Below are 25,648 nucleotides of genomic sequence, written 5' to 3' on the forward strand. Positions count from 1 at the left end.
CAACAACGGAGTAATTCATGGCTGATCCGAAGATGAAATTTTTGGTGGTAGACGACTTCTCGACGATGCGCCGCATTGTCCGGAATCTGTTGAAAGAACTGGGTTATGCCAATGTGGACGAAGCAGAAGATGGCGTGATGGCGCTGGCCAAGCTGCGTGCCGAGCAGTTCGATTTCGTGGTCTCCGACTGGAATATGCCGAATATGGACGGCCTGACCATGCTGCAGAACATCCGTGCCGACCCCGCGCTGGCCAAGCTGCCGGTGCTGATGGTGACTGCGGAAGCGAAAAAGGAAAACATCATCGCGGCGGCGCAAGCCGGCGCCAACGGCTATGTGGTGAAGCCTTTCACCGCGGCCACGCTGGACGAGAAGCTGAACAAGATCTTCGAAAAGCTCGGAGCCTGATCGATGGGTGAGCAACACGCTGAGGCCGGAGCGGTTCCGGCCGTGGCCAACGAAGAGTTTCTGTCGCGTATCGGTCACATGACCCGTGCGCTGCACGAGAATTTGCGCGGCCTGGGACTGGACAAGCTGATTGAAAAAGCAGCGGAAGACATTCCCGATGCCCGCGACCGGCTTGATTATGTGGCGCGCCTGAGCGAAAACGCGGCGCAGAAGGTGCTGAATGCCACCGACGAAGCCGGTCCGCTGCAGGACCAGATCAGCAACGACGCCAAGGCCCTGAAAGGCTCCTGGCAGGCGCTGCTGGATGGCGGGGCGAGCGAAGAGCAGTGGCGCGCGCTGGCCCAGCAGACCATGGCCAAACTGGACATGGCGGCGATTTCCGCTTCCAGCACCAAGATGCACCTGATGGACATCATGATGGCCCAGGACTTCCAGGACCTGACGGGCCAGGTGATCAAGAAAGTGACCGCCATTGCGCAGAACCTCGAACAGCAGCTGGTACAGACGCTGATCGACTTCGCGCCCGAACAGTTGAAGAAAGAGATCGACAACGGCCTGCTGAACGGCCCGCAGATCGACACCACCAAGGAAGGCGTCGTGGCCGACCAGAGCCAGGTCGATGACCTGCTTGACAGCCTCGGCTTCTGACGAGCGCCCGCTGCGGCGCCCCTCCAGCCTCACACAAGACAGCCATGCATCAGACCCAATTTCTTGTCCGTGAGCCGCTGCTGGATCCACAGCAGCGTGTCGTCGGTTATGAACTTTGCTGGCAGCACCTGGACGCTGCCGCCTACACCCAGGCCGAGCTGGAAGACCTGGTGAGCTTCGTCGCTGCGGAAGTGTGCGACGAAGAGCGCGGCTGGCTGCTGCGCGACAAAAAGCTCTTCATGCAGGCGGTGCCCGCCATGCTGTCGATCGACGCCCTGTATTCACTGCCGCCGGAGCACACGGTGCTCTCGATCCGCACCTCCGAACTGGCGAATGCCGACACCCTGGCCGCCGTGCAAGCCTTGCGCGCGGGCGGCGTAGGCATCCTGCTGCGCGAGGCCGACCTGCCGCGCGTGGGCAGCCGCCTTGGCACCATCGCCTCCTATGTGGAAGTGCGCTTTTCGGGCGCCGATGTGGCCTCGCAGGCGCGCACCTATGCAGCGCTGAAGCAGGCCAACCTGCGCATGGTGGGCCGTCCTGTCACCACCTGGGCCGATTTCGACGCCTGCGCGGCGCTGGGCCTGGACGCCTTCGTCGGCAAGCTGCACCTCACGCCGCGTCCCGGCACCGATGGCGCGGGCCTGAATCCGGCGCAGACCATCATCCTGCAGCTGATGCAGATGGTGAATGCGAATGCCGATATCGCCCAGCTGGAAAGCGTGCTGAAACGCGACGCCGCGCTGTCCTACAAGCTGCTGCGCTACATTAATTCGGCCGGTTTCGGTGTCGGGCGCGAAATCCAGTCGCTGAAGCAGGCCATCACGCTGCTGGGCTACCAGCCGCTGTACCGCTGGCTCACGCTGCTGCTGGCCACGGCCAGCACGAGCGGCTACTCGCCGGTGCTGCTGGAAACGGCCGTGGTGCGTGGCCGCCTGGCCGAGCTGCTGGGGCAGGCCGCACTGGGCAAGGCGGAAGCGGAAAACATCTTCGTGGCCGGCATGTTCTCGCTGCTGGACCGGCTGCTGGGCATTTCGATGAAGGAAGTGCTGGAGACCATCCAGCTGTCGGAAGAAGTGCAGCAGGCGCTGCTGACGCGCGGCGGCAAGTACGGCCCGTATCTCGCGCTGGCCGAAGCCTGCGAGCTGAACTCCAACCTGGTCGCCTCGCTGGCGGCCTCGCTGAACCTGTCCCCGGCCGAGATCAACAAGGCCCACCTCTCGGCGCTGGCCTGGACCCAGAACATCGCCACCTGAAAAAAAAGTTGCCTGAAAATTGGGGACAGACCCGGATTATACGATTCGTATAATCCGGGTCTGTCCCCAATTTTATGCATCAGATTTCGAGGTTATCGATCAGGCGGGTGGTGCCGAGTTTGGCGGCGGCCAGCACCACCAGCGGCGTGCCTTGCGCCAGGTCGCCCGCGTTCGGCGCCTGCAGGTCGCCGCGCTTGCGGATGGAGATGTAGTCCGGTTTCCAGCCGCGCTTGGCCAGGTCGTCCATCGCCTTGCGTTCCAGCTGGGTTACGTCCAGGTGGCCGCCGCGCATTTCATTGGCCACGAAGTTCAGGCTCTGGAACAGGGCTGGCGCTTCGGCGCGTTCATCGGCCGACAAATACATATTGCGCGAGGACAGGGCCAGGCCATCTTCCGCGCGGTAGGTTTCGGCGCCGATGATTTCGGTCGGCAGCGCGAACTGGCGCGTCATGTTCCGCACGATCATCAGCTGCTGGTAGTCCTTCTTGCCGAACACCGCCACGCGCGGCTGCACGCAGGAGAACAGCTTGGTCACCACCGTGCACACCCCGGTGAAGAAGCCGGGGCGGAATTCGCCTTCCAGCGTATTGCCCAGGCCATCCGGCGGCGTTACGCGGTATTCCTGCGGCTCGGGGTACATATCCTTCTCGGTCGGCGCGAACAGCACGTAGACGCCTTCCTTCTCCAGCTTCTCCACGTCGGCCTGGAAGGTGCGAGGGTATTTGTCGAAGTCCTCGTTCGGGCCGAACTGCAGGCGGTTGACGAAGATGGAGGCAACCACCGGGTCGCCGTGCTTGCGCGCCAGGCGCATCAGCGACAGGTGGCCTTCATGCAGGTTGCCCATGGTGGGAACGAAGGCGGTGCGCAGCTGACCGCTCAACTGGTCGCGCAGTTCCTGGACGGAGGTGATGATTTTCATGTTGTTGTAGTTTCAGGCAGGAGAGTAGGCCAAGCGCACATAAATCGGTGCAAAGGGCTCGGCCTGGGTAATTTCGATCAGCGTTTCCTTCGCCAGCTCCAGCATGGCGACGAAGTTCACCACCACCACGGGCGGGCCGCCGTCCGTGTCGAACAGGTCGGCGAACTCCACGAAGCGGCTGGACTGCAGCTTGCGCAGGATGATGGTCATGTGCTCGCGCACGGAGAGTTCTTCGCGCGTGATCTTGTGGTGCTGCTTGAGCGTGGCCTTCTTCATCAGGTCGCGCCATGCGGCCTGCAGGTCGTCCACGTTCACGTTCGGCCACACCGGGGTGAGGCTTTGCTCGATATAGATCTGGGTGCGCACGAAGTCGCGGTCCAGCTGCGGAATCGAGTTCAGGTCATAGGCGGCCAGCTTGATCTGCTCGTATTCGAGCAGGCGGCGCACCAGTTCCGCACGCGGGTCTTCCGCCTCGGCTTCGATATCGTGCTGGCGCTGCGGCAGCAGCATGCGCGACTTGATCTCGATGAGCATGGCTGCCATCAGCAGGTACTCGGCCGCCAGCTCCAGGTTGGACAGGCGGATCTGGTCCACATACTTCAGGTATTGCAGCGTAACCTGCGCCATCGGGATGTCGAGGATATTGAAGTTCTGCTTGCGGATCAGGTAGAGCAGCAGGTCCAGCGGGCCTTCGAAGGCGTCGAGGAAGACCTCCAGCGCATCGGGCGGGATATACAGGTCGGTCGGCATCCGCAGCAGCGGTTCGCCGTACAGGCGCGCCAGTGCGGCGACTTCGGCCTCGGCCGCCGCGCTGTTTTCATCCTGGGGAGAGGCCGCCGCATCGGCAGCAGGGGAATCGGAGGCCGGTACGTCATCCTGCGGCACGCTCATTGCGGCCGCATCCTCGGCTGCGCCTTCCGCGGCGTCTTCTGGCAGCATCGGGTGCCGTCCTGGCGTATCAGAGCTTGGTCTGGTACACGTAAGCTTGCTGCTTGATCGCGGACTCCTTGGCGCGCGCGATCTCTTCCAGCGAGGCTGGTGCTTTGTCCCACAGCAGGGCGCGGCCTTGCTGCTGGCCGGCTTCCAGCGCCGGATTCTGTTCCTTCAGCGATTTGATGAACTTGGTGTGATCCGACTCGTACATGCGGTGCTGCTTAAAGAAGAGTTTCATATCGTGAAAAAGTGGTGAGAACCAAGGGCCTATTTTACCGCGCCGCAGCGTGCCGATGGGAATTTCTGTCTCCCGCCAGCGACGATGCGCCGATTCGGTTATGCTCTGTTGCCAATGAATTCACGACTCTCGCCCCGTACCGCTTTCCTCCTCACGCTGCCGCCTGTGCTCTGGGCGGGCAACGCCATTGTGGGCCGCATGGTGCACGACATGGTGCCGCCCATCATGCTCAATTTCCTGCGCTGGGCACTGGCCTTTGTGATCCTGCTGGCGCTGGCCGGCCCGGTGTTCCGGCGCGACAGCGGCTTGTGGCAGCACTGGCGCCGTTTCGCGCTGCTGGGGCTGCTTGGCATCGGCATGTATAACGCGCTGCAATATATGGCGCTGCAGACCTCCACGCCGATCAATGTGACGCTGGTCGCGGCCGGGATGCCGGTGTGGATGATGCTCACCGGCTGGCTGTTTTTCGGCGCGGGCGTGAAGCGGCAGCAGGTCATTGGCGCCGTGCTGTCGATTGGCGGCGTGCTGGTAGTGCTGGCGCGGGGCGAGCTGGCGCACCTGCTGGAGCTGCGGCTGGTGGCGGGCGATATATTCATGATCCTGGCCACGATTGCGTGGTCTTTATATAGCTGGCTGCTGATCCGCACGACGGAGCCGGCGGGACTGCGGGCCGACTGGGCCGGGTTCCTGCTGGCGCAGGTAGCGTTCGGCGTGCTGTGGTCGGGCGGCTTTGCGGTGGGCGAACTGGCGCTGAGCGATGCCGCCATCCACTGGAACTGGCAGCTGGGTGTGGCGCTGGTCTATGTGGCCGTAGGGCCGGCCGTGATTGCTTTCCGTTGCTGGGGCGAAGGGGTGCGCCAGGCCGGTCCGGCAATTGCCGCATTCTTCAGCAACCTGACACCGCTGTTCGCAGCCCTGATGTCGTCTTTGATCCTGGGCGAAGCGCCGCACCTCTACCATGCCGCCGCTTTCCTGCTGATTGTTGGCGGCATCATCGTCTCCTCCCGCCGCTGAGTCCGTGTCCACCCTGGGGTCAGGCACCATTGTGGACACGAGCTCAAGCGCTACACGGTCCAGGTCGTGTCCACTAAGGTGCCTGACCCCAAGGTGGACACGGACTCGGCCGTTAGGCGTGCGCCCAGGGGATTGTGTTTCTGCTATTGTGGATTCATTGCGTCGAAAGGGAGTTTGTTATGCGTAAGCTTGTCCTTGCGGCAGGCGTGGCCGTCTTGTTTCTGACGGCTTGCGATAAGGCGCCGCCTAAACCACCGACACCCATTGCAGCAGTTGAACAGCCGGCAGCGCAAGCGCCGGCTGTTTTATTGTCGGCGTCCGGTGTCGGGCCGGTGGTATTCGGTATGACGCTGAAAGATGCGGAGCGGGCTTTAAATGCGAATGCGCAGCAATTGGGCGCCGCCGATCCGAATTGCAGTTCAGTGCGTTTTGAATCGATCCCGAATGTCCGCTTTATGGTGGAGAAGGGCGTTATTACCCGCGCCGATGCGGAACAGGGCGTGCCCAATATTCTCGGCATCGATATCGGCGCCACCCCGGAGCAGGTAAAAGCCAAATTCCCCAATGTGCAAATAGGCCCGCATAAATACCTGCACAACGGCCATTACCTCACCATTCCTGGCGATGGCAATACAGCTTTTGTTCTCGAAGATAACGGCCGCAGCATTCTCAAGCTGCGCGCGGGCATGCAGCCTTCCGTCGCTTACGTTGAGGGCTGCCTTTAAGCCAGCTTCTGGCGCGATCGCGTCAGAAGCTGGCTCGGCGAGGGCAAAAAAATCAGCCGCGCAGCAGGCGGCGCATCACCAGGGGCGCGGGTTCCAGCGGGTTGGCGTGGGTGTACTCAAGCTCGGGAGCAAGTTCGAATTCGAAGGCGGAGTAGAAGTCGATCAGGCGCGGCTGGTCGGCCCGCACCGCAAGGCGCAGCTCTTCCACATCGCAGGTGAGGCTGTGGTGAATCACGGCTTCCAGTAAATGCTGGGATAAATTACTACCCCTGTATTCGGCAATAACGCCCATGCGGAGTATTTCCCAGATCTGCTGTTCCGAATCAAGGGGCAGCCAGCGTACAGAGCCTACCGGAATATCATCGGCCAATAAAACAAAACCGCCGCCGTTGCGCAAATCATCTGCGCAGCGGACGGCGGTTTCACGGTGGCCACTGGAGGTAACGGCCACTTTATTGGACCATGCAGCGCGGGTTAAATCGGCCAGTAATTGAGCATCTTCGCTGGTCGCTTCCCGCACTACGATATTCATATGCAGGCCTTTAACGGATTCGCATGCCCGGTTCAGCGCCCGGCCACGGATTCAGAATATAAATGCCCGGATTGGCTTTTTCGTCGGCTGCCGAAGCGGCCAATACCATGCCTTCCGAGACGCCGAACTTCATCTTGCGCGGCGCCAGGTTGGCCACCAGCACCGTCAGCCTGCCGACCAGGTCTTCCGGCTTGTACATCGATTTGATGCCGGAGAAGACGTTACGGTGGCGGCCTTCGCCCACGTCCAGTGTGAGGCGCAGCAGCTTGTCCGAGCCTTCCACGTGCTCGCAGTTGACGATTCTGGCGATGCGCAGGTCGATCTTCACGAAATCGTCGATCTTGATTTCGGGCGCCAGTTCCTCGATGCCGGCGGCCGCAGGAGCTTCCACGGCAGCCGGGGCAGTTTTCGCTGCGGCAGCCTGCTGCGAAGGGGCATCGAACAGATCTTCGATCATCTTGGCGTCAACGCGCGTCATCAGGTGCGAATAGGCGCAGATCGTGCGGCCCAGCATCGTGTTATACACCGCGCCGGTGGACAGCTCGGTATCGGCCCACACCAGCTGGTCGTCGTTCAGGAAGTTCTTCACCTGGCCGGCCACACCTGGCAGCACCGGCGACAGCAGGATGGTCAGCTGGCGGAACAGGATCAGGGCGGTGGTGCAGACATCATGCAGTTCGGCGGTCTTTTCCGCATCCTTGGCCAGCACCCACGGCTTGTTCTCGTCCACGTACTGGTTGGTGACGTCGGCGATCTCCATGATCTCGCGCAGCGCCTTGCCGAACTCACGGTTCTCGAAGTTGGCGGCGATCGACAGCTGGCGCTCGGCGCCGTCCGCGTTCAGCAGCGCGCGCTTGATCCATTCCTGTGCCGTCGGCGACAGTTCGGAGGCCAGCTTGCCGTCGAATTTCTTGGCGATGAAGCCTGCGCAGCGGCTGGCGATGTTCACGTATTTGCCGATCAGGTCCGAATTCACGCGCGCCACAAAGTCTTCGCCGGTGAAGTCCAGGTCTTCCACCTTGGAGTTCAGCTTGAAGGCGATGTAGTAGCGCAGCCATTCCGGATTCATGCCCAGGTTCAGGTAGCGCAGCGGCGAAATGCCGGTGCCGCGCGACTTGGACATCTTCTCGTTGTTCACGGTGAGGTGGCCGTGCACGTTCACTTTCAGCTTGTCGATCACCGGATGGCCGGAGAAGTTCAGCATCGCAGGCCAGAACAGCAGGTGGAAGGAGACGATGTCCTTGCCGATGAAGTGCACCTGCTCGGTGCCCGGATCGCGCAGCAGGGCGTCGTAATCCATGCCGGTTTTGGCGCAGTAGTTCTTCAGCGAGGCCAGGTAGCCTACCGGCGCGTCCAGCCACACGTAGAAGAATTTGCCCGGCGCGTCCGGAATCGGGATGCCGAAGTAGGGCGCATCGCGCGAAATATCCCAGTCGGCCAGCTTTTCGCCGGCTTCGCCCAGCCATTCGCTGACTTTGTTGACCATTTCCGGCTGCAGGCGGCCCGGCGTGTTCAGCCAGTCGCGCAGGAACTCGAAGCAGCGCGGGTCCGACAGCTTGAAGAAGTACTGTTCCGAAGGCTTCAGCACCGGCGTGGCGTTGGTGAACACCGAATACGGGTTCACCAGGTCGGTCGGCTGGTAGGCCGCGCCGCACACTTCGCAGTTGTCGCCGTACTGGTCCTTGGCGCCGCATTTCGGGCATTCGCCCTTGATGTTACGGTCGGCCAGGAACATGCCTTTCACCGGGTCGAAGAAGCGGTCCACGGTCTTGGTCTGGATCAGGCCATTGTCGCGCAGCTTGCGGTAGATGCCCTGGGACAGCTCCACGTTTTCCGGCGAATCGGTCGAATACCAGTTGTCGAAGGCGATGTGGAAGCCGTCCAGGTACTGGGCGCGGCCGGCGGCGATCTTGGCCACGAATTCCTGCGGCGTGATGCCTTCTTTTTCAGCAGCGATCATGATCGGGGTGCCGTGCGTGTCGTCGGCGCCCACGAAGTGGACTTCGCGCAGGCCGGCGCCTTCGCGCTGCATTCGCTGGAAACGGACCCAGATGTCGGCCTGGATGTACTCCATCATGTGGCCGATGTGGAAGGCAGCGTTTGCGTAAGGCAGGGCGGTGGTGACGAACAGCTTGCGAGTCATAGTGATTGATGCGCTGGTTAAGTGGTCAAAACAAGCATTTTACCAGCGGATGCGGTGGGTGCGCATTCTGCCGGTTTTGCGCTAGACTGCGGCATCGCACACGGAGAACACTATGAGCACCACGGCAGAAGATGTGAAAGCAGCGTTATCGAAGGTGATTGACCCTAACACGGGCAAGGATTTCGTCAGCACCAAGTCGGTGCGCAACCTGAAAGTTGAAGGCGGCGACATTTCGCTGGACATTGAACTGGGCTATCCGGCCCGCAGCCAGATCGACGCGCTGCGCAGCGCCGTGCTGGCCGCCCTGCAGCCGCTGGCGGGCGGCGGCAAGATCCATCTCAACGTTTACAGCAAGATCATTTCGCACACGGTGCAGCGCGGCCTGAAGCCCCTGCCCAATGTGAAGAATATTATTGCGGTTGCTTCCGGCAAGGGCGGCGTGGGCAAATCCACCACGGCGGTCAACCTGGCGCTGGCGCTGGCGGCCGAAGGCGCGAACGTCGGCATCCTGGATGCGGATATCTACGGGCCGTCGCAGCCGATGATGCTGGGCGTGAGCGGCCGCCCGATGTCGAATGACGGCAAGACCATGGAACCGATGGAAGGCCACGGCATCCAGGTGTCCTCGATCGGCTTCCTGATCGACCCGGACGAGCCGATGGTGTGGCGCGGCCCGATGGTCACGCAGGCCTTGCAGCAGCTGCTGGACCAGACCAACTGGCGCGATGTGGATTACCTGATCGTCGATATGCCGCCGGGCACCGGCGATATCCAGCTCACGCTGTCGCAGAAGGTGCCTGTTACCGGCGCCGTGATCGTGACCACGCCGCAGGATATCGCGCTGCTGGATGCCCGCAAGGGCTTCAAGATGTTCGAAAAGGTCGGCATTCCTATCCTGGGCGTGGTGGAGAACATGAGCACCCATATCTGCTCGAACTGTGGCCATACCGAAGAGATCTTCGGCGCGGGCGGCGGCGAGAAGATGTGCGCCGACTTCGGCACCACGCTGCTGGGCAAGCTGCCGCTGAAGATGGCGATCCGCGAACAGACCGATTCCGGCAAGCCGACCGTGGTGGCCGATCCGGACGGCGCAGTGACTGCGATCTACAAGGATATCGCGCGCAAGGTTGCCATCAGCGTGGCCGAAAAAGCGAAGGACATGAGCAGCAAGTTCCCGAGCATCGTCATCAAGCACGATTAAGCCGTCGTATTGCGACCGTGCTGCAGCCGTTGCCACGGCTGCAGCACGCGCCGCAAAGGCTCGGTGACGGTGGCCTCCACCGCCGCATCGAGCAGGCCGCGCCGCTTCAGGCGGCGTAACGCAATCTGCACGGCCGATTTGGACAGTCCCGTCTCGGTGGCGATGGTCTGCAGGCTGGCCGACACCGTGTCGCGCTTCGCGCGGTTCGCCTTCCCCAGTAAATACAGATAGACGACGAAAGCTGCAGGACTGCGGTCATGCCCCACGAGGTCGGGCATCAGCACGTTCAGCACATAGGGATCGAAATGGTCGTTCATGGTAATAAATACTATAGCACCAATTACCACGTGGGCCGGCGCAGCGGCGCTAGAATGGCTGCCATCGGAATATGAGGAGACATCATGATCACCATGGTCAAATTCGTTGGCATTCCCGTCAGCGACCAGGATCGCGCGCTGCGCTTCTACCACGAGCAGCTGGGCTTTGAAATCGCCACCGACCAGCCGATGGGCCCCGGCCAGCGCTGGATCGAACTGCGCATCGCGCATTCGCAAACCCGCGTGGTGCTGTTCACGCCGGATGGCCACGAAGACCGCATCGGCACCTTCTTCAACGGCTCGCTGGCCTGCGACAACGTGGAAGCCACGTACCGCCAGCTGAGCGCACGCGGCGTGGAGTTTGTCGAGCCGCCGACCAGCCAGCCCTGGGGCACTTTCGCCAAGTTCCGCGACCCGGACGGCAATACGTTTGTGCTCTCGTCGAGCTAATGCATAATGGGTGCCGCCTTAATGCACAGGAGACGACACCTTGAAAACAGCAGTATTGATGATAGCGCTGGCGGCCTCGCCGGCCATGGCCGAATCGTGGCAGCCGCAGTCCAGCGGCATCGACAGCGAGTTGCGCGGCCTGTCGGTCGTGAGCGAGAGCGTGGCCTGGGCCAGCGGCGCCAAGGGACGCGTGCTGCGCACGGTCGACGGCAAGACGTGGAAAGCGATGACGGTGCCCGGCGCCGAGAAGCTCGACTTCCGTGACATCCACGCCGTGGACGCAAATACCGCCGTCATCATGAGCGCGGGGCCGGGCGATGCATCGCGCATCTACCGCACCACGGACGGCGGCGAAACGTGGAAACTTGCCCTTACCAATCCTGATCCTGCCGGGTTCTGGGATGCGATTGCGTTCTGGGATTCGCGCAACGGCATCATGTTCGGCGACGCGGTAAACGGCGCCTTCCAGGTGCTCGTCACGGCCGACGGCGGCGCAAGCTGGCAGCCGGTGAGCGATCCGGGCCTGGCCGCGCTGGCGAATGAAGGCGCGTTTGCGGCAAGCGGCACCTGCCTTACCGTCTCCGGCAACAACGATGCATGGTTCGCCACGGGCGGCGCCGCCAATGCGCGTGTTTTCCATTCCGCTGACCGCGGCCGCACCTGGCGCGTGAGCACCGCGCCGATTCCTGCCGGGGCGCCGGCGCGGGGCATCTTCTCGGTCGGCTTCCGCGACGGCCGCCACGGCATTGCGGCGGGCGGCGACTACAAGGAAACGGCGCTGGCCGAGGTGAATGGCGCGCGCACGGAAGACGGCGGCGCCACATGGAGCGCCGCGCCAATCCTGCCGGCGGGGTATATGTCGGTGGTGGTGCCGGTCAAAGGCACCGTGCAAAGCTATGTGGCCGCAGGACTGGCCGGTTCCGGCTACAGCAACGATGACGGCAAAAGCTGGACGGTGCTGGACCGCACGCCGATGAACACCGTCGGCTTCGCGTCACCGTCGGTGGGCTGGGCGGTGGGGCCGAAGGGGCTGCTGATGAAGTACGCCGGCCCGGTGTTGGGCAAGAAGTAGGGCGCATCCATACTTCGGCCACGGCCGAATTGTTGAATGGTGTCGCGCGTTAGCATGGGCTTTTCCACTGCCGGGGCGCCGACACCATGCACAAATTTTTTCTCCTGTTGACCGTTCTTGCAGGCTGCGCCAGCGCCATGCCTGCATCTGCCGCCGCCGTGAGCGAAGTGCTCACGGCGCAGGGGCACCGCGAGCGGCTGAAGCTCGGCATCCGCCATAAAAAGACCGATGTGAAGGCCGGCACGGATCCCGTGCTGTTCCTGCACGGCTCTTCGTTCCCGTCCGCGCTGGCCTTCGACTTCCAGATGGAAGGTGGTTCGTGGATGGACCGGTTGGCCACGCAGGGCTTCGACGTGTACGCGCTGGATTTCCCGGGCTATGGCTTGTCTGGCCGCTATCCCGAAATGTCATCGGGCGCCGCGCATCCGGTGGGGCAGGCGAGCCAGGTCGCCGATGATGTCGGCCGCGCGGTGGATCTTATCCTGCGCATGACCGGAAAGCGCCGCGTTATCCTGGTCGGCCATTCCTGGGGCGGTTCCGTGGCCGCGCGCTATGCCGGCCTGCATCCGGAGCGGGTGTCGAAGCTGGTGCTGTTCGCGGCGATCACCGCCCGCAGCGGCGGGACACCGGAGGCCGTGACAAGCGCCTACGAGGAGCTGACGCCAGAGCAGCGCATCACGGGCATGAACAGCCTTGCGCCGCAGGCCGAACGCCCGCAGCTGGCGCCTGAAGTATTCAGCCGCTGGGGCGCAGAATGGCTCGCGTCGGATAAAGCGGGCGTCAACGGCAGCAAGGACAAAGTGCGCTTTCCTTCAGGGCCAAGCCAGGACGTTGCGGACCTGTCGCAAGGCCGCAGCTACTACGACCCGGCCGCGATCCGCGCCCAGGTACTGCTGGTTCGCGGCGAATGGGACACCTGGCCGAGCCACGACGACTACACCGCGCTGCTCGGCAGCCTGCGCAACGCCGCCGGCAAGGACTACCGCGTGATCCGCAAAGGCTCGCACGTGGCGCACCTCGAAGCCTCCCGCCACGAACTCTACGCCGAAGTGCTGCGCTTCCTCGCCGCCCCCTGAGTTGCCGCAGACGCATGACACCATGGGGTCAGGCACTGCGGTGTCAGTAATGGCTGAGTCAGCGACAGCAGGGGCCTGGCCCCAGGGTGTCGCAGACTCAGCCATTGACACCATGGTGCCTGACCCCAGGGTGTCAGGGTTGTTTGATGCGGGTGAAGGGGGCGTTGAAGCTGCCGGCGGTGAGGCGGCCGCTGTTGTTGGGGCCGTCGAAGCGGAGCTCGGCGTCCATCGAGGTGACGAAATAAACACCGCCCGGGCCTGCGTACAGCGGCTCGGTGGCGCCTTTTTTCAGGGCCACGCGCAGGCCGTCGCCGGCGCGCTCGATGGTGAAGTCGCCCAGGCCGGCGATGCCGTAGGTGCCGGGCAGGGCGTCCAGTGCCGCTGCGCTCACCGGCACGGATTCGCGCACCCTGGTGCGCTGGGTCGGCCAGTTGTATTCGGCCGCTACCGCGCGCACCATCGCGCCCGCCAGTTCGCCGCCGCGGTCGCCGTTCGTCATCACTACCACGCCATCGCCGCGCTCGGTATAGGCGACCATCATGTTCTGGTAGCCCGCATTCGAGCCGCCGTGGCTGAAGCTTTGCTGCTGGCCGCTGCCATCAATCTGCAGGCCGAGGCCGAAATTGTTCATGACGGGCGTGAGCATCAGGTTGGTCATCGACTGCGACAGCACTACGTTGGACTGGCCGGCCGCCGAGCGCCGCGTTTCGATGGCGAAGCGGGCCAGGTCGGACGGCGTGGTCCACAGGCCTGCCGCCGCCTGCTCGGGATAGGTGTGCGGGCCGCCCGCGATCGGCTTGCCCGCCGCATCGTGCGGCAGGGCGGCGCGCGGCAGCAGCTCGGCAGGGAGGGGCTGGGCGAAGGTGCTGTCCTTCATGCCCAGCGGCGTCAGGACGGTGTCGCGCAGCAGCTGGGTGAAGCCGATGCCGCTGCGTTCGGCCAGCACATACTGGATCACTTCGTAGCCGCCGCCCGAATATTGCCACTTCGTGCCGGGCTTGCCGCGCGACTGCACGCCGCGGGTATTGGCGGGCGCCGCGCCGTTCAGGATCTGCACCAGCGTCGGCACCGGCTTGCCGGCCGCATAGCCGGGGAACCCGTGCACCGTCACGCCGCCCGTGTGCGACAGCAGCTGGCGCAGCGTCACCGGCTGGTCGTCGTACTGGCGCGGCAGTTTCCATAGTCTGGTGTAGCTGTTGATGTCGCGGTCCAGCGCAAGGGCGCCGTTTTCCACCATCTTGAGCGCGGCCATCGCCGTGACCGGCTTGCTGATGGAGGCTGCCTGGAACAGGGTGGCGGGCGTTACCGCCGCGCCGCCCGGCGTCACCACGCCGTAGCCTTTGGTCCATTCGATCTCGCCCGCGTGAATCACGGCGATGCTGGCGCCGGGCACGCCCAGCCGCGCCATTTCATCGGCCAGCTTCTTGCGCTGCAGCGGCGCACCCTGGACGACGACGGCGGGTTCCAGCCCTTGCTCGATGTTGGCGATGCGTTGCGCCAGCGCGTCGTCCGCCGCAAAGGCGGTGCTGCTCGTGGCGAGGAGGGTGGCGATGGCCAGCAGGCGGGCATTCGTTCTCAAGAGGCGGCTCCCTTATTGTTGTGACATCCGAGTATATGCCAGATACGGGTAAAATATCGCCTTTACCCTATTGCTTTGTACTGAGATGACCACTGCTCCAGCAACTCCCGTCCGTACCCGGTTCGCGCCCAGCCCGACCGGTTTCCTGCACCTCGGCGGCGCGCGCACCGCGCTTTATTCCTGGGCCTTCGCACGCCATTTCGGCGGCACTTTCGTGCTGCGAATCGAGGATACCGACCTGGAACGTTCGACGCCGGAAGCGGTGCAGGCCATCCTCGACGGCATGAAATGGCTGGGCCTGGACCACGACGAGGGCCCGTTCTACCAGATGCAGCGCATGGACCGCTACCGTGAAGTGGTGGCCCAGATGCTGAAGGAAGGCACGGCCTACCACTGCTATTCCTCGCCGGAGGAAGTGGAAGCGATGCGCGAGCGCATGCGCGCCGCCGGCGAGAAGCCGCGCTATGACGGCACCTGGCGTCCGGAAGAGGGCAAGACCCTGCCGCCGGTGCCGGCCGGCCGCAAGCCGGTGGTGCGCTTCAGGAACCCGCTGGATGGCGACGTGACCTGGCATGACGTGGTGAAGGGCGAGATCACCATCTCCAACAAGGAGCTGGACGACCTGGTCATCGCGCGCCCGGACGGCACCCCCACCTATAACTTCTGCGTGGCGGTGGACGACTGGGACATGCGCATCACCCACGTGCTGCGCGGCGACGACCACGTGAACAACACCCCGCGCCAGATCAATATCCTGCGCGCCATCGGGGCGCCGCTGCCGCAATACGGCCATCTGCCGATGATTCTCGGTTCCGATGGCCAGAAGCTGTCCAAGCGCCACGGCGCCGTCAGCGTGATGGAATATCCGGCCCAGGGCTACCTGCCGGAAGCCATGCTGAACTACCTGGCCCGCCTGGGCTGGAGCCACGGCGACGACGAAGTGTTCTCGATGGCGCAGTTCTGCGAGTGGTTCAACCTGGAGCACCTGACCGCATCGGCCGCCCAGTTCAACAACGAAAAACTGGCCTGGCTGAACAACTACTGGATCAAGCAGGCCGACAACAACCGCCTGGCCGGGCTCGCCAAGCCGAAGCTGGAAGCCGACGGCGCCGATTTCAACGGCGCGCCGGAGCTGCCGGTGGTGCTGGCCCTGCTGAAGGAGCGCACCAACACCATCAACGAGCTGGCCGATGCCGCCATGCTGTTCTATCGCCAGCCGCAGCCGGACGCAGCCCTGATGGCCCAGCACTTCACGGATGCGGTGAAACCGGCCCTGGCCGCATTCGCCGAGCGCATCAAGACCGTGGAATGGAGCAAGGAAGCGATCGCCGCCATGATCAAGGAAGTGCTGGCGGCCCATGGCCTGAAGATGCCGCAAATCGCCATGCCGCTGCGCCTGATTATCACCGGCCAGCTGCAGACGCCGGCCATCGACGCCGTGCTGCAGGTGTTCGGCCGTGACACGGTGAGCGCACGTCTCGCAAAATATCTCTGAAACTTGCAAATGTGCATTTGCATTTCCCGGAAGAGCTGCTATACTTCTGTCTCTTCGCAAACGGGGGTATAGCTCAGCTGGGAGAGCGCTTGCATGGCATGCAAGAGGTCAGCGGTTCGATCCCGCTTACCTCCACCAGTTTGCAGAAGGAAAAGCAGTCCGCGGTCCCCATCGTCTAGAGGCCTAGGACATCACCCTTTCACGGTGAGTACCGGGGTTCGAATCCCCGTGGGGACGCCAGAGTGCGAAGCAGTAAAGCTTGTTTGTATGCGAGGGGGTATAGCTCAGCTGGGAGAGCGCTTGCATGGCATGCAAGAGGTCAGCGGTTCGATCCCGCTTACCTCCACCAGCTACAAACAATCGTCCAGGGTCCCCATCGTCTAGAGGCCTAGGACATCACCCTTTCACGGTGAGTACCGGGGTTCGAATCCCCGTGGGGACGCCAGAATTCGAATGAAAAAGCCGCCTTGTGCGGCTTTTTTATTTTTATTTTCAGTTTTCATTTGACGGAACTCCAAGCGTGACCTACGTTCTAAAGAGGACGCAGGTAAACACCTGAGGAGGCGCAAATGGAACTTCGACTGCATTCGCATCGCTGGATCCCGCGTCAGGCGGACATGGTTGTGGCTGCTATCGCCGGCTTCGGCGCGGGCGGCATCCTGATGCTGGCTGAACTCGCCTTTTCCGCGGCCATGGGCCTCGACCCCTGGCGAGCGCCGCGCCTGATCGCCGCGCTGCTGATGGGGCATGAGGTGCTGCAGGACGGCGGCTACAGCCTCAGCGTACTGACCTCGGCGCTCATCGTGCACTACCTGCTGGGCATGGCCTTCGCCATGGTGCTGGCCGCCGTGATTGCGCCGTTCCGGCTCGATTCGAGCCTGGGCATGGTGCTGATGGCGGGCTTCATGTTCGGCCTGCTGCTTTACCTGTTCAATTTTTACCTGATGACGAGTGTGCTGCCGTGGTTCGTGGAACTGCGCGGCGGCTACACGCTGCTGGGCCATGTGGTGTTCGGCATGGCGGCGGCCTTCATCTACCGGATGCTCGAACGGCCAGGACGGCAGGCCTGAAATGGCCACCGCACTGGCGCTGGCGCTGGTGGCCATTGCCATCGGCGCGCTGGCCTTCCATTTCGCCAGCCCCTGGTGGCTCACGCCCATCGCCTCCAACTGGCATGCGATGGACGATGCCCTCATGCTCACGCTGGTCGTGACCGGCGTGGTGTTTATCGTCCTGCACCTGTTCATTGCCTGGGCCGTGCTGCGCTACCGCCACCGGGCAGGCCGCATTGCGTCGCCCGAACATGGCAACCGCAAGCTGGAATGGTGGCTGATCGGGCTCACCACCGCCGGCATCATCGGCCTGCTGGCGCCGGGGCTGACCGTATATGCGCGCCTGATCGACCCGCCGCCGGATGCCATGGTGTTCGAGGTCATGGGCCAGCAGTGGCAATGGCATTACCGCCTGCCGGGCAAGGATGGCAAGCTGGGTGTTACCGATGTGCGCTTCATGCAGCTCGCCAATCCCTTCGGCATCAACCCGGAAGACCCGAACGGCCAGGACGACGTGCTGGTGGACGGCCAGGAGCTGCACCTGCCGCTGCACCGTCCCGCGCTGGCGCAGCTGCGCGCGCAGGACGTGCTGCACGACTTCTATGTGCCCCAGTTCCGCACCCGCATGAATATGGTGCCGGGCATGGTCACGCATTTCTGGTTCACGCCCACGCGCGCCGGCCGTTTCGAGGTGCTGTGCGCGCAGCTGTGCGGGGTGGGGCATTCGAATATGCGCAGCGCAGTGGTGGTGGAGGAAATGGCGGCCTATGAGGCCTGGCTGGCGCGCCAGCCGACCTTCGGCGGCGGCACTCCGGCGGGTATGGGCGGTCCGCCCGAACCGGGCAAGCAGGGGCGGCTGCTGGCGCAGGCCAAAGGCTGCATCGCCTGCCACAGCGTGGACGGCAGCCCGGGCGTGGGGCCGAGCTGGAAGGGGCTGTACGGTCGCAGCGAAACCATGGCGGACGGCGCCCAGCTCAAGGTGGACGATGCCTACCTGCAGGAGGCGATCGCGCAGCCGCAGGCCCGCATCGTCAAGGGCTATGCGCCGGTGATGCCGCCGGCCGAGCTGAGCGAGGCGGAGCTGGCCGCGCTGGTCGATTACATCAAGTCGGTGCATTGAGGACGGATGCGAAGGAGGGGCGATGGCATACGGCAGCCACACGCATGCGGAGCACGGCGCTCCGGCCAGCTTCTGGACGCGCTATGTCTGGAGCCAGGACCATAAGGTCATCGCCGTCCAGTACACGCTGACCGCGCTGGTGGTGGGCGTGATCGGCATTATCCTGTCCGACCTGATGCGGCTGCAGCTGGGCTATCCCGGCAAGTTCTCCTTCATCGACCCGGCCAGCTATTACCAGTTCATCACCATGCACGGCATGATCATGGTGATCTACCTGCTCACGGCCATCTTCCTCGGCGGCTTCGGCAATTACCTGATTCCGCTGATGGTGGGCGCGCGCGACATGGTGTTCCCCTTCCTCAACATGCTGAGCTATTGGTTCTACCTGCTGGCCGTGCTGATCCTGATCGGCAGCTTCTTCGTGCCCGGCGGCCCCACCGGCGCAGGCTGGACCCTGTACCCGCCGCAGGCCATCCTGCCCGGCACCCCGGGCGTCGAAATGGGCATCATCGTCATGCTGGTCTCGCTGCTGGTGTTCATTGCGGCGGCCACCATGGGCGGCCTCAATTACGTGACCACCATCCTGCAGGCGCGCACGCGCGGCATGACGCTGATGCGCATGCCGCTGACGGTATGGGGCATCTTCATCGCCACCATCCTCGCGCTGCTGGCTTTCCCGGCCCTGTTCGTGAGCGGCGTGATGATGCTGCTGGACCGCACCCTGCACACCAGCTTCTTCATGCCCGCGCTGCTGTCGATGGGGCAGGCCTTGCCCTACAAGGGCGGCAGCCCGCTGCTGTTCCAGCACCTGTTCTGGTTCTTCGGCCATCCGGAAGTGTATATCGTGGCGCTGCCGGCCTTCGGCATCATCTCCGACCTGATCAGCGTGCACGCGCGCAAATGCATCTTCGGCTACCGCATGATGGTGTGGGCGATCGTGGTGATCGGCGCGCTCAGCTTCGTGGTCTGGGCCCACCATATGTATGTCAGCGGCATGCATCCCTGGTTCGGCTTCTTCTTCGCCGTTTCCACGCTGGTGATCGCGGTGCCCACCGCCATCAAGGTGTATAACTGGACGCTGACCCTGTGGCGCGGCGATATCCACATGACGGTGCCGATGCTGTTTGCGCTGGGCTTCATCAGCACCTTCCTGATCGGCGGCCTGACCGGGCTGTTCCTGGGCAACGTGAGCGTCGATATCCCGCTGTCGAACACCTATTTCGTGGTGGCCCACTTCCACATGGTGATGGGCGTGTCGCCGGTGCTGGCCGTGTTCGGCGGGCTGTATCACTGGTTCCCCAAAGTGAGCGGACGCATGTACAGCGAACGCATGGGGCAGGTGCACTTCTGGATCACCTTCCTCGGTTCCTACGCCATCTTCTTCCCCATGCATTATCTCGGCCTGCTCGGCATGCCGCGCCGCTACTACGCCTACGAGAACTACCAGTTCATTCCGCCCTCGGCGCAGTGGATGAATGAATTCATCACGGTGGCCGCCCTGGTGGTGGGGCTGGCCCAGCTGCTGTTCCTGTTCAACCTGGGCTGGAGCAGTTTCCGCGGCCGTGCCGCGGGCGGCAACCCCTGGCGTGCGGCCAGCCTCGAATGGCACACGCCGCAGACCCCGCCCGCGCACGGCAACTGGGGCCCGGAGCTGCCCGTGGTCTACCGTGGCGCCTACAGCTACGGCCGCAGCGGCGAGCAGGGGGATTATGTGCCGCAGAATGTGGGCCCGGAAGAGGACGATGAGGAAGCTTATGCGGCGGCGCCGGGCAAGGGAGCGCCATCGTGAGCTGGCTGCCGCCCCTCGCCCCGCTGGCGCCGCATTTCCGCGCGGAGCCGGATTACCGGCCGCCGGCACGGCCGGCGCGGCCCGGCGCCGCGCAGATCGGCCTGTGGGTCTTCATGGCCGTGATGTGCTCCTTGTTCCTGCTGTTCGGCCTTGCCTATGTGATGCGCATTACTTACGCGGACTGGCGCATGATGCCGTCCGTGCCCTGGCAGCTCTGGTTTTCCACCGCGCTGCTGGCGGCGGGCAGCATCGGCTGGCAGCGCGCCGCGGCGCATGCCCGCAGCGGACGGCGCGGTGCAGCCGGCTACTGGAGCGTGCTGGCGCTGCTGTCCGCGCTCGCCTTCATCGCCAGCCAGCTGGCGGCATGGCAGATGCTGTCGCAGGCTGGCCATCTGGTCGCGGCGCATCCGGGCAGCAGCTTTTTCTACCTGCTGACGGCCATGCATGGCCTGCACCTGCTGGGCGGCATCGCAGCCGCTGCCTGGGTGCTGCTGCGGCTGCGGCACGGTCCCGCGCAATATGCGGCACAGGCGCTGGGCCTGTGCGCCCAGTACTGGCACCTGCTGCTGGTGCTGTGGATCTATCTGTTCCTGTTGCTGTTTGCGCTGACGCCGCAGCTGGTGGTGGACTTGTGCCGCAGCGTGGGCATTACCCTGAGGTAGCCATGGACTCTGTACAGCAAGGCTGGCGCGGCGCAGCCGAGGATCTCGCCGGCGACCGCGAGGCATTCCGTGTCCCCTGGGGCAAGGCGATGATGTGGATTTTCCTGCTGAGCGACACCTTCATCTTCGGCACCTTCCTCACCGGCTATATGTCGGTGCGCATGGCGAGCACCACGCAGTGGCCCAATCCCAGCGAAGTGTTCGCGCTGACCATCGGCGGCGTCAACCTGCCCCTGATCCTGATCGCCATCATGACCTTTGTGCTGATCAGCAGCAGCGGCACCATGGCCATGGCCGTCAACTTCGGCTACCGCCATGCAAGGCGCCAGTGCGCCATGCTGATGTTCGTGACCGCAGCCTTTGGCGCCATGTTCGTGAGCATGCAGGCCTTCGAGTGGAGCAAGCTGATTGCGGAGGGCGTGCGGCCCTGGGGCAATCCCATGGGATCGCCGCAGTTCGGCGCCTGCTTCTTCATGATTACCGGCTTCCACGGCCTGCACGTGTCGGCCGGCGTGATCTACCTGTGCATCATCGCGCGCGGCGTGCTGGCCGGGCGCTACGAGAAGAGCGGCGACTACGGCATCGTCGAAATCGCGGGGCTGTACTGGCACTTCGTGGACCTGGTCTGGGTGTTCATCTTTGCGCTGTTCTACCTGTGGTGAGGGGAGGGCCTATGCAAACCTCGAATCTGGGCATCTACTTCAAGGTGTGGGGACTGCTGTTCCTGCTGAGCGCCTTGTCCTACCTGGTGGATTTTTTCCATGTGCAGAGCTACCTGCGCTGGAGCCTGATCCTGATCCTGATGATGGCCAAGGCGGGCCTGATCGTCGCCATCTTCATGCACCTGCGCTGGGAGCGGCTGGCGCTGATCTGCGTGGTGCTGGTGCCGCCCGCCGCGCTGCTGGTGCTGGCGGGGATGATGGTGGCCGAATCGGACTATGTGTTCCTCACGCGCAGCCTGTATTTCCGCTAGCCTGCCCTTGTAAGGAAAAAATGCCCTGTGCTATAATTCGCGCACGCTTTTACGACGTCCCCATCGTCTAGAGGCCTAGGACATCACCCTTTCACGGTGAGTACCGGGGTTCGAATCCCCGTGGGGACGCCAACAGAATTCATCGCAGACGAGCCGCCTAGTGCGGCTTTTTTGTTCTGGCGCCCATGACTTTTCCCCGCACCCTTACCATTTTCTGCCGCGTGGTCGACAACTTCGGCGATATCGGCATCTGCTGGCGCCTGGCGCGGCAGCTGCAGTCGGAGCACGGCATTGCCGTCACCCTGTGGGTGGACGACCTGGCCAGCTTCCGCCGCATCTGCCACGAAGTCGATGTGGCCGCCGCCCGGCAACAGGTGCAGGGCGTGCAGGTGCGGCACTGGGCGTCCATGGACGGCGTGTTCACGCCGGCCGATGTCAGCGATGTGGTGATCGAGTTCTTTGCCGTCGATATTCCGCCTTCCTATGTGGAGGCGATGGCGCAGTGCGAACCGCGTCCCGTATGGCTGAATCTCGAAGGCCTGACGGCGGAGGAATGGGTGGAGGGCTGCCACAAGCTGCCCTCGATGCATCCGCGCCTGCCGCTGACCAAGCATTTCTTCTTCCCCGGCTTCACGGACAAAACCGGCGGCCTGCTGCGCGAAACCGGACTGCTGGAAGAGCGTGCGCGCTTTGCCCCGGCTGCATTCCTGCGCGGCCTGGGCCTGGGCGAAGGCGAGATCGCGATGCAGAAGGTATCGCTGTTCTGCTATCCCCATGCCCCGGTGGCGCCGCTGCTGCAGGCCTGGCAGGAGGGCGGCCGGCCCGTGTGCTGCCTGGTGCCGGAAGGCGTGGCGGCGGACGCCGTGCAGGCCTTCCTTGGCGCCGCGCCGCAGGCGGGCGCCGTGGCCACGCGCGGCGCGCTCACCCTGCGCGTGCTGCCTTTCGTGCCGCAGCCGGACTATGACCGCCTGCTGTGGTCCTGCGATCTCAATTTCGTGCGCGGCGAAGACTCCTTCGTGCGTGCCCAATGGGCGGGCAAGCCCTTCATCTGGCATATCTATCCGCAGGACGAAAACCTGCACCACAAGAAGCTGCGCGCCTTCCTGCAGCGCTATGCGGGCGGCCTGGATTCGCTGTGGGCCTTCGCCCTGGCCTGGAACGGCGCCCAGGCTGGCGATATGGGCAAGTTATGGCCGGCCCTGCAAGCAAGCCTGCCCGCAGCAGCGGCGCGTGCCGTGCAGTGGGAGTGCGATATGTTGGAAATTGGCGATCTGGCCGCGAATATGCTCACATTCTGCCGCGCCATCCGGTAGGCGGCAGGCCATAAACATGTTATGATGAGCGGTTACTGCAACCCTCTTTAAAACCGTACACTCTCTATGAAACCCGCAAAAGAAATTCGTGTTGGCAATATCATCATGGTTGATGCCAAGCCATTCATCGTGCTGCGTTCCGACGTCAATGGCTCGAGCCGCACGGGCTTCACCTACAAGTGGAAGATGAAGAATCTTCTGACGAACGCTCCGCTGGAAAACGTGTTCCGCGGCGATGACAAGTTCGACGTCGTCGTGCTGGACAAGAAGCCGGTAACTTACTCCTACTTCGCTGATCCACTGTATGTGTTCATGGACGAAGAGTACAACCAGTACGAAATCGAAGAAGAAAACCTGGGCGAAGCCATCAACTACCTGAAAGACGGCATGGAATGCGAAGCCGTCTTCTACGAAGGCAAGGCTATTTCCGTCGAACTGCCAACCACCATCGCTCGCCAGGTTGTTTACACCGAGCCTGCAGTGAAGGGCAACACCTCCGGCAACGTGCTGAAAGAAGCCAAGCTGGAAAACGCCATCGAAGGCAAGCAGTTCACCATCCAGGTGCCGCTGTTCGTGAGCAATGACGACGTGATCGAAATCGACACCCGTACCCACGAGTACAAGAAAATCGTCCGTAACTGATCGTTCCGCGACCAATAAAAAAAACGCTGCCTTCCGGGCAGCGTTTTTTTTCGCCTGAAGCGCGTTCAGAACGGCGTATAGGCGAAGCCGTTCTCCATCACGCCCACCAGGGCGGTGCGGTTCTCGATACTTTCGCTGAACTCCACCAGCATGCCTTCCGCCTTGAGGCCACCGATCAGGCGAGCCTGCCAGTAGGCGGCGCCGCTGATGTCCGGCGTGCGGTGCAGGACGTTGTCGTACATGGCCGTGATCAGCGTGTTGGCGTCCGGGTTTGCGCCATATTGGGCCTGCGCTTCAGGGGAGGCGAAGAACTGGCGTGCCACTTCGTTCAGCGTCATGCCATTGTCCATCTGCGCGATCCAGTAACCCAGTCCGCCGGTGTCCGGCGTGCGGTCGAAAGCGGCCTGGTAAAGACGGTACACCTTGCCCGCCGTGCCGTCGATGTCCAGCGATACATTGAAGTCCGCGAAACGCAGCAGCTCCACATTGCCCACTGTGTCCACACCGTCCGTGCCGCGCGCGTCGGTGATGACCATGCCGGCCTCGGTTTTCCTGATGGTGTAGTCCGACAGCCTGCCGCTGTAGATGGCAACGTCCTTGCCTGCGCCGCCGTCGATCAGGTCATTGCCGCCGTTGCCGGTAAAGGTGTCGCTGCCTGCTGCGCCGAGCAGCGTGTTGCGGCCTGCATCGCCCTTGTAGGTGGCGTTGGCCGTGCTGGCAAAGCCTTCGCCCAGGGCGCTGTGGATGACGTCCACACCGCTGGCGCCGGTGCCCAGGAAGATGGCATCCATGCTGCTGCGTGCGAAGCCGCTGTAGCCGATGCCGGTGTCCTGCGTTGCGCCGGCGGACAGGCGGGTGATCGAGCCGGTAACAGTGTCCTTGAGGAAGATGTCGTTCTTGCCGTCGCCGTCGCCGGGCGTCAGGTTGGACGTCGATTCGAACATCACGTAGCGGCCGTCGGAAGAAATGACGGCCATGTCCGAGTTGCCCTTGCCTGAGTGGCCGCTGGCGTCCGTGGAGATCAGCATGATGGCGCCCGTTTGCATGTCCTTGCGGTAGATGCTGGAGGCCAGGATGGGCGCGTCGGGCGCGAGATTGAATGCCTTGCTGGTGAATACCACATAGCGCCCGTTGTCGGACACGGAGGCGTGGTAGCTGGCGCCGTTCGCCAGTTCGCCGCTGGCCGAGGTGGACGCGATGGCCAGCGCCCCGGTGGCGGCGTTCTTCACATACACGCGTTCCTGCACAATCTTGGAGCTGCTCAGGTTCGTGGCGGTGGAGGTGAATACGACGGCGCTGCCGTCGCCCGACACCGCAATATCGGTGGTGGCGCGGTCGGCCTGGGTGCCATCGGCGAGCATCGAAACGTTGATGACATCGCCCGTGGCCAGGTTCTTGAGGAAGCCGTCCTTGACATCGTTTTCGTCCAGCGTCGCCAGGTTGGTGCCTGCACTGAGGAAGGCCAGGTACTGGCCGTTGGCCGACAGGGAAGCATTGGAACTGGCGCCATCGGCTGCGGCGCCTGAGGCGTCGGTCGACGCCTCGACCAGAGTGCCGGTCGTGGTGTTCTTGATCATTATGCGGCTTACGCCGCCGGCCTGGATGTTCTCGAAGGCGATGATGCCGCCGGTGTCCGACAGCACCGGGCGCAGGTTGGCGCCAGTGGCGGCAACATCGTTCTCGTCGATGTTGACGTGCGTGAGCTCGCCCGTCTCCAGGTTGCGCAGATAAATATCTTCCGTTCCCGTGGTGGTGTCGGTAGCGAGCAGGCGCTTGGTGGTGGCAAAGGCAATCATCTGGCCATCGCCGGAAATGGCCGGCGCGGCGCTGGTCAGCGCCTCGCTCTGGATCAGTGTGAGTCGATTCGGATTCATGTGGCAGGTGGTCGGAGCAGAATCCACAGTGTCGCCCCCACCAATGATGCTGTCAAGAAATAAAGTAATTCTGTGGCGCGGGCCGGCAGGGCCCACCGAATCTTCGACGCTTTCGATATTTGTCGTATTTCTGCAATAAACCGCCGGAAGGACATGATTTTATTGATACTTTTGGTGTAAGGCACTATTCTGAACAATTGCATTGTGGCACCAATTCCAAT

Annotated in this window: 26 protein-coding genes and 5 tRNA genes; 23 read left to right on the top strand and 8 right to left on the bottom strand. The window is 63.3% G+C overall.

The window, feature by feature from the left end; all coding sequences use genetic code 11:
* Positions 1-17 precede the first annotated feature (17 nt).
* From cheY to ACJRPG_RS14110, 3 genes are read left to right on the top strand one after another with little or no spacing between them, the layout of a single operon-like run.
* Positions 18-407 carry a chemotaxis response regulator CheY gene (gene cheY, locus ACJRPG_RS14100; RefSeq protein ID WP_028104141.1) on the top strand — a complete coding sequence of 130 codons (390 nt, stop codon included), beginning with the start codon at positions 18-20 and terminating at the stop codon, positions 405-407.
* 3 nt (positions 408-410) lie between these two features.
* Complete coding sequence (gene cheZ / locus ACJRPG_RS14105; RefSeq protein ID WP_408000724.1) at positions 411-1,055, top strand: protein phosphatase CheZ; 645 nt, start codon at positions 411-413, stop codon at positions 1,053-1,055.
* A 44-nt stretch (positions 1,056-1,099) separates the two neighbouring features.
* The gene (locus tag ACJRPG_RS14110; RefSeq protein ID WP_408000725.1) at positions 1,100-2,308 is read left to right on the top strand and encodes an EAL and HDOD domain-containing protein; all 1,209 of its coding nucleotides are present in this window, start codon (positions 1,100-1,102) and stop codon (positions 2,306-2,308) included.
* Positions 2,309-2,387: 79 nt separating this feature from the next.
* Here the strand turns inward: ACJRPG_RS14110 and panC are convergent, their stop codons facing one another.
* The 3 genes from panC to ACJRPG_RS14125 all read right to left on the bottom strand — a co-directional run bounded on the left by panC (position 2,388) and on the right by ACJRPG_RS14125 (position 4,371).
* Positions 2,388-3,227, bottom strand: coding sequence for a pantoate--beta-alanine ligase (gene panC, locus ACJRPG_RS14115; RefSeq protein ID WP_408000726.1), 840 nt, complete (start codon positions 3,225-3,227; stop codon positions 2,388-2,390).
* Positions 3,228-3,239: 12 nt separating this feature from the next.
* Complete coding sequence (locus ACJRPG_RS14120; protein ID WP_408000807.1) at positions 3,240-4,118, bottom strand: segregation and condensation protein A; 879 nt, start codon at positions 4,116-4,118, stop codon at positions 3,240-3,242.
* A gap of 67 nt (positions 4,119-4,185) precedes the next feature.
* Positions 4,186-4,371 carry a DUF3460 family protein gene (locus tag ACJRPG_RS14125; protein WP_408000727.1) on the bottom strand — a complete coding sequence of 62 codons (186 nt, stop codon included), beginning with the start codon at positions 4,369-4,371 and terminating at the stop codon, positions 4,186-4,188.
* 141 nt (positions 4,372-4,512) lie between these two features.
* Between ACJRPG_RS14125 and ACJRPG_RS14130 the strand changes: the two genes are divergently transcribed.
* Together ACJRPG_RS14130 and ACJRPG_RS14135 are read left to right on the top strand one after the other, a co-directional pair.
* Positions 4,513-5,412: a DMT family transporter gene (locus tag ACJRPG_RS14130; protein ID WP_408000728.1), complete on the top strand. Its 900-nt coding sequence runs from the start codon at positions 4,513-4,515 to the stop codon at positions 5,410-5,412.
* A 179-nt stretch (positions 5,413-5,591) separates the two neighbouring features.
* Positions 5,592-6,137, top strand: coding sequence for a hypothetical protein (locus ACJRPG_RS14135; RefSeq protein WP_408000729.1), 546 nt, complete (start codon positions 5,592-5,594; stop codon positions 6,135-6,137).
* A gap of 52 nt (positions 6,138-6,189) precedes the next feature.
* On the opposite strand, the gene ACJRPG_RS14140 is transcribed toward ACJRPG_RS14135, so the two are convergent.
* Positions 6,190-6,669: a GNAT family N-acetyltransferase gene (locus tag ACJRPG_RS14140; protein WP_408000730.1), complete on the bottom strand. Its 480-nt coding sequence runs from the start codon at positions 6,667-6,669 to the stop codon at positions 6,190-6,192.
* A 10-nt stretch (positions 6,670-6,679) separates the two neighbouring features.
* On the bottom strand, positions 6,680-8,812 hold the full coding sequence (gene metG / locus ACJRPG_RS14145; RefSeq protein WP_408000731.1) for a methionine--tRNA ligase: 2,133 nt from the start codon (positions 8,810-8,812) through the stop codon (positions 6,680-6,682).
* 112 nt (positions 8,813-8,924) lie between these two features.
* Here metG and apbC point away from each other — a divergent pair, with 112 nt between their 5' ends.
* Complete coding sequence (apbC, locus tag ACJRPG_RS14150; protein ID WP_408000732.1) at positions 8,925-10,013, top strand: iron-sulfur cluster carrier protein ApbC; 1,089 nt, start codon at positions 8,925-8,927, stop codon at positions 10,011-10,013.
* Here apbC and ACJRPG_RS14155 read toward each other — a convergent pair.
* Positions 10,010-10,330, bottom strand: coding sequence for a helix-turn-helix domain-containing protein (locus ACJRPG_RS14155; protein WP_408000733.1), 321 nt, complete (start codon positions 10,328-10,330; stop codon positions 10,010-10,012). The genes apbC and ACJRPG_RS14155 overlap by 4 nt on opposite strands.
* An 84-nt stretch (positions 10,331-10,414) precedes the next feature.
* On the opposite strand from ACJRPG_RS14155, the gene ACJRPG_RS14160 reads away from it, so the two are divergent.
* From ACJRPG_RS14160 to ACJRPG_RS14170, 3 genes are all read left to right on the top strand, one after another.
* Complete coding sequence (locus ACJRPG_RS14160) at positions 10,415-10,780, top strand: VOC family protein (protein ID WP_408000734.1); 366 nt, start codon at positions 10,415-10,417, stop codon at positions 10,778-10,780.
* Between the two features lie 40 nt (positions 10,781-10,820).
* Positions 10,821-11,852, top strand: coding sequence for a WD40/YVTN/BNR-like repeat-containing protein (locus ACJRPG_RS14165; RefSeq protein WP_408000735.1), 1,032 nt, complete (start codon positions 10,821-10,823; stop codon positions 11,850-11,852).
* 86 nt (positions 11,853-11,938) lie between these two features.
* Positions 11,939-12,928, top strand: coding sequence for an alpha/beta fold hydrolase (locus ACJRPG_RS14170; protein ID WP_408000736.1), 990 nt, complete (start codon positions 11,939-11,941; stop codon positions 12,926-12,928).
* A 133-nt stretch (positions 12,929-13,061) separates the two neighbouring features.
* Here the strand turns inward: ACJRPG_RS14170 and ACJRPG_RS14175 are convergent, their stop codons facing one another.
* Positions 13,062-14,507, bottom strand: a complete 1,446-nt coding sequence (locus tag ACJRPG_RS14175; RefSeq protein ID WP_408000737.1) for a serine hydrolase domain-containing protein — start codon at positions 14,505-14,507, stop codon at positions 13,062-13,064.
* 85 nt (positions 14,508-14,592) lie between these two features.
* On the opposite strand from ACJRPG_RS14175, the gene gltX reads away from it, so the two are divergent.
* The 14 genes from gltX to ACJRPG_RS14245 all read left to right on the top strand — a co-directional run bounded on the left by gltX (position 14,593) and on the right by ACJRPG_RS14245 (position 23,553).
* Positions 14,593-16,002 (top strand): glutamate--tRNA ligase, encoded by a 1,410-nt coding sequence (gene gltX, locus ACJRPG_RS14180; RefSeq protein ID WP_408000738.1) that lies wholly within the window; start codon positions 14,593-14,595, stop codon positions 16,000-16,002.
* Between the two features lie 62 nt (positions 16,003-16,064).
* A tRNA-Ala gene (locus ACJRPG_RS14185) sits at positions 16,065-16,140 on the top strand.
* Positions 16,141-16,166: 26 nt separating this feature from the next.
* A tRNA-Glu gene (locus ACJRPG_RS14190) sits at positions 16,167-16,242 on the top strand.
* Positions 16,243-16,275: 33 nt separating this feature from the next.
* A tRNA-Ala gene (locus ACJRPG_RS14195) sits at positions 16,276-16,351 on the top strand.
* Positions 16,352-16,371: 20 nt separating this feature from the next.
* Positions 16,372-16,447: transfer RNA gene (locus ACJRPG_RS14200), tRNA-Glu, on the top strand.
* 124 nt (positions 16,448-16,571) lie between these two features.
* Positions 16,572-17,072, top strand: coding sequence for a hypothetical protein (locus tag ACJRPG_RS14205; RefSeq protein WP_408000739.1), 501 nt, complete (start codon positions 16,572-16,574; stop codon positions 17,070-17,072).
* A gap of 1 nt (position 17,073) precedes the next feature.
* Positions 17,074-18,174 (top strand): cytochrome c oxidase subunit II, encoded by a 1,101-nt coding sequence (locus ACJRPG_RS14210; RefSeq protein WP_408000740.1) that lies wholly within the window; start codon positions 17,074-17,076, stop codon positions 18,172-18,174.
* Positions 18,175-18,196: 22 nt separating this feature from the next.
* Positions 18,197-19,963: a cytochrome c oxidase subunit I gene (gene ctaD, locus ACJRPG_RS14215; protein ID WP_408000741.1), complete on the top strand. Its 1,767-nt coding sequence runs from the start codon at positions 18,197-18,199 to the stop codon at positions 19,961-19,963.
* A complete protein-coding gene (locus tag ACJRPG_RS14220) occupies positions 19,960-20,625 on the top strand; it encodes a cytochrome c oxidase subunit 3 family protein (RefSeq protein WP_408000742.1) in 666 nt (221 codons plus the stop codon). Before ctaD ends, ACJRPG_RS14220 begins: the two co-directional genes overlap by 4 nt.
* A 2-nt stretch (positions 20,626-20,627) precedes the next feature.
* On the top strand, positions 20,628-21,287 hold the full coding sequence (locus ACJRPG_RS14225) for a heme-copper oxidase subunit III family protein (RefSeq protein ID WP_408000743.1): 660 nt from the start codon (positions 20,628-20,630) through the stop codon (positions 21,285-21,287).
* Positions 21,288-21,298: 11 nt separating this feature from the next.
* Positions 21,299-21,598 (top strand): cytochrome C oxidase subunit IV family protein, encoded by a 300-nt coding sequence (locus ACJRPG_RS14230; protein ID WP_408000744.1) that lies wholly within the window; start codon positions 21,299-21,301, stop codon positions 21,596-21,598.
* Positions 21,599-21,654: 56 nt separating this feature from the next.
* Positions 21,655-21,730 (top strand) — tRNA-Glu (locus ACJRPG_RS14235).
* 53 nt (positions 21,731-21,783) lie between these two features.
* Positions 21,784-22,911: an elongation factor P maturation arginine rhamnosyltransferase EarP gene (gene earP, locus ACJRPG_RS14240; RefSeq protein ID WP_408000745.1), complete on the top strand. Its 1,128-nt coding sequence runs from the start codon at positions 21,784-21,786 to the stop codon at positions 22,909-22,911.
* A 66-nt stretch (positions 22,912-22,977) separates the two neighbouring features.
* Positions 22,978-23,553: an elongation factor P gene (locus tag ACJRPG_RS14245; RefSeq protein ID WP_408000746.1), complete on the top strand. Its 576-nt coding sequence runs from the start codon at positions 22,978-22,980 to the stop codon at positions 23,551-23,553.
* Between the two features lie 65 nt (positions 23,554-23,618).
* Here the strand turns inward: ACJRPG_RS14245 and ACJRPG_RS14250 are convergent, their stop codons facing one another.
* The gene (locus ACJRPG_RS14250) at positions 23,619-25,427 is read right to left on the bottom strand and encodes a DUF4214 domain-containing protein (RefSeq protein ID WP_408000747.1); all 1,809 of its coding nucleotides are present in this window, start codon (positions 25,425-25,427) and stop codon (positions 23,619-23,621) included.
* Between the last annotated feature and the right edge of the window lie 221 nt (positions 25,428-25,648).

Source organism: Pseudoduganella rhizocola (assembly GCF_045984285.3).
Lineage (GTDB): Bacteria > Pseudomonadota > Gammaproteobacteria > Burkholderiales > Burkholderiaceae_D > Rugamonas.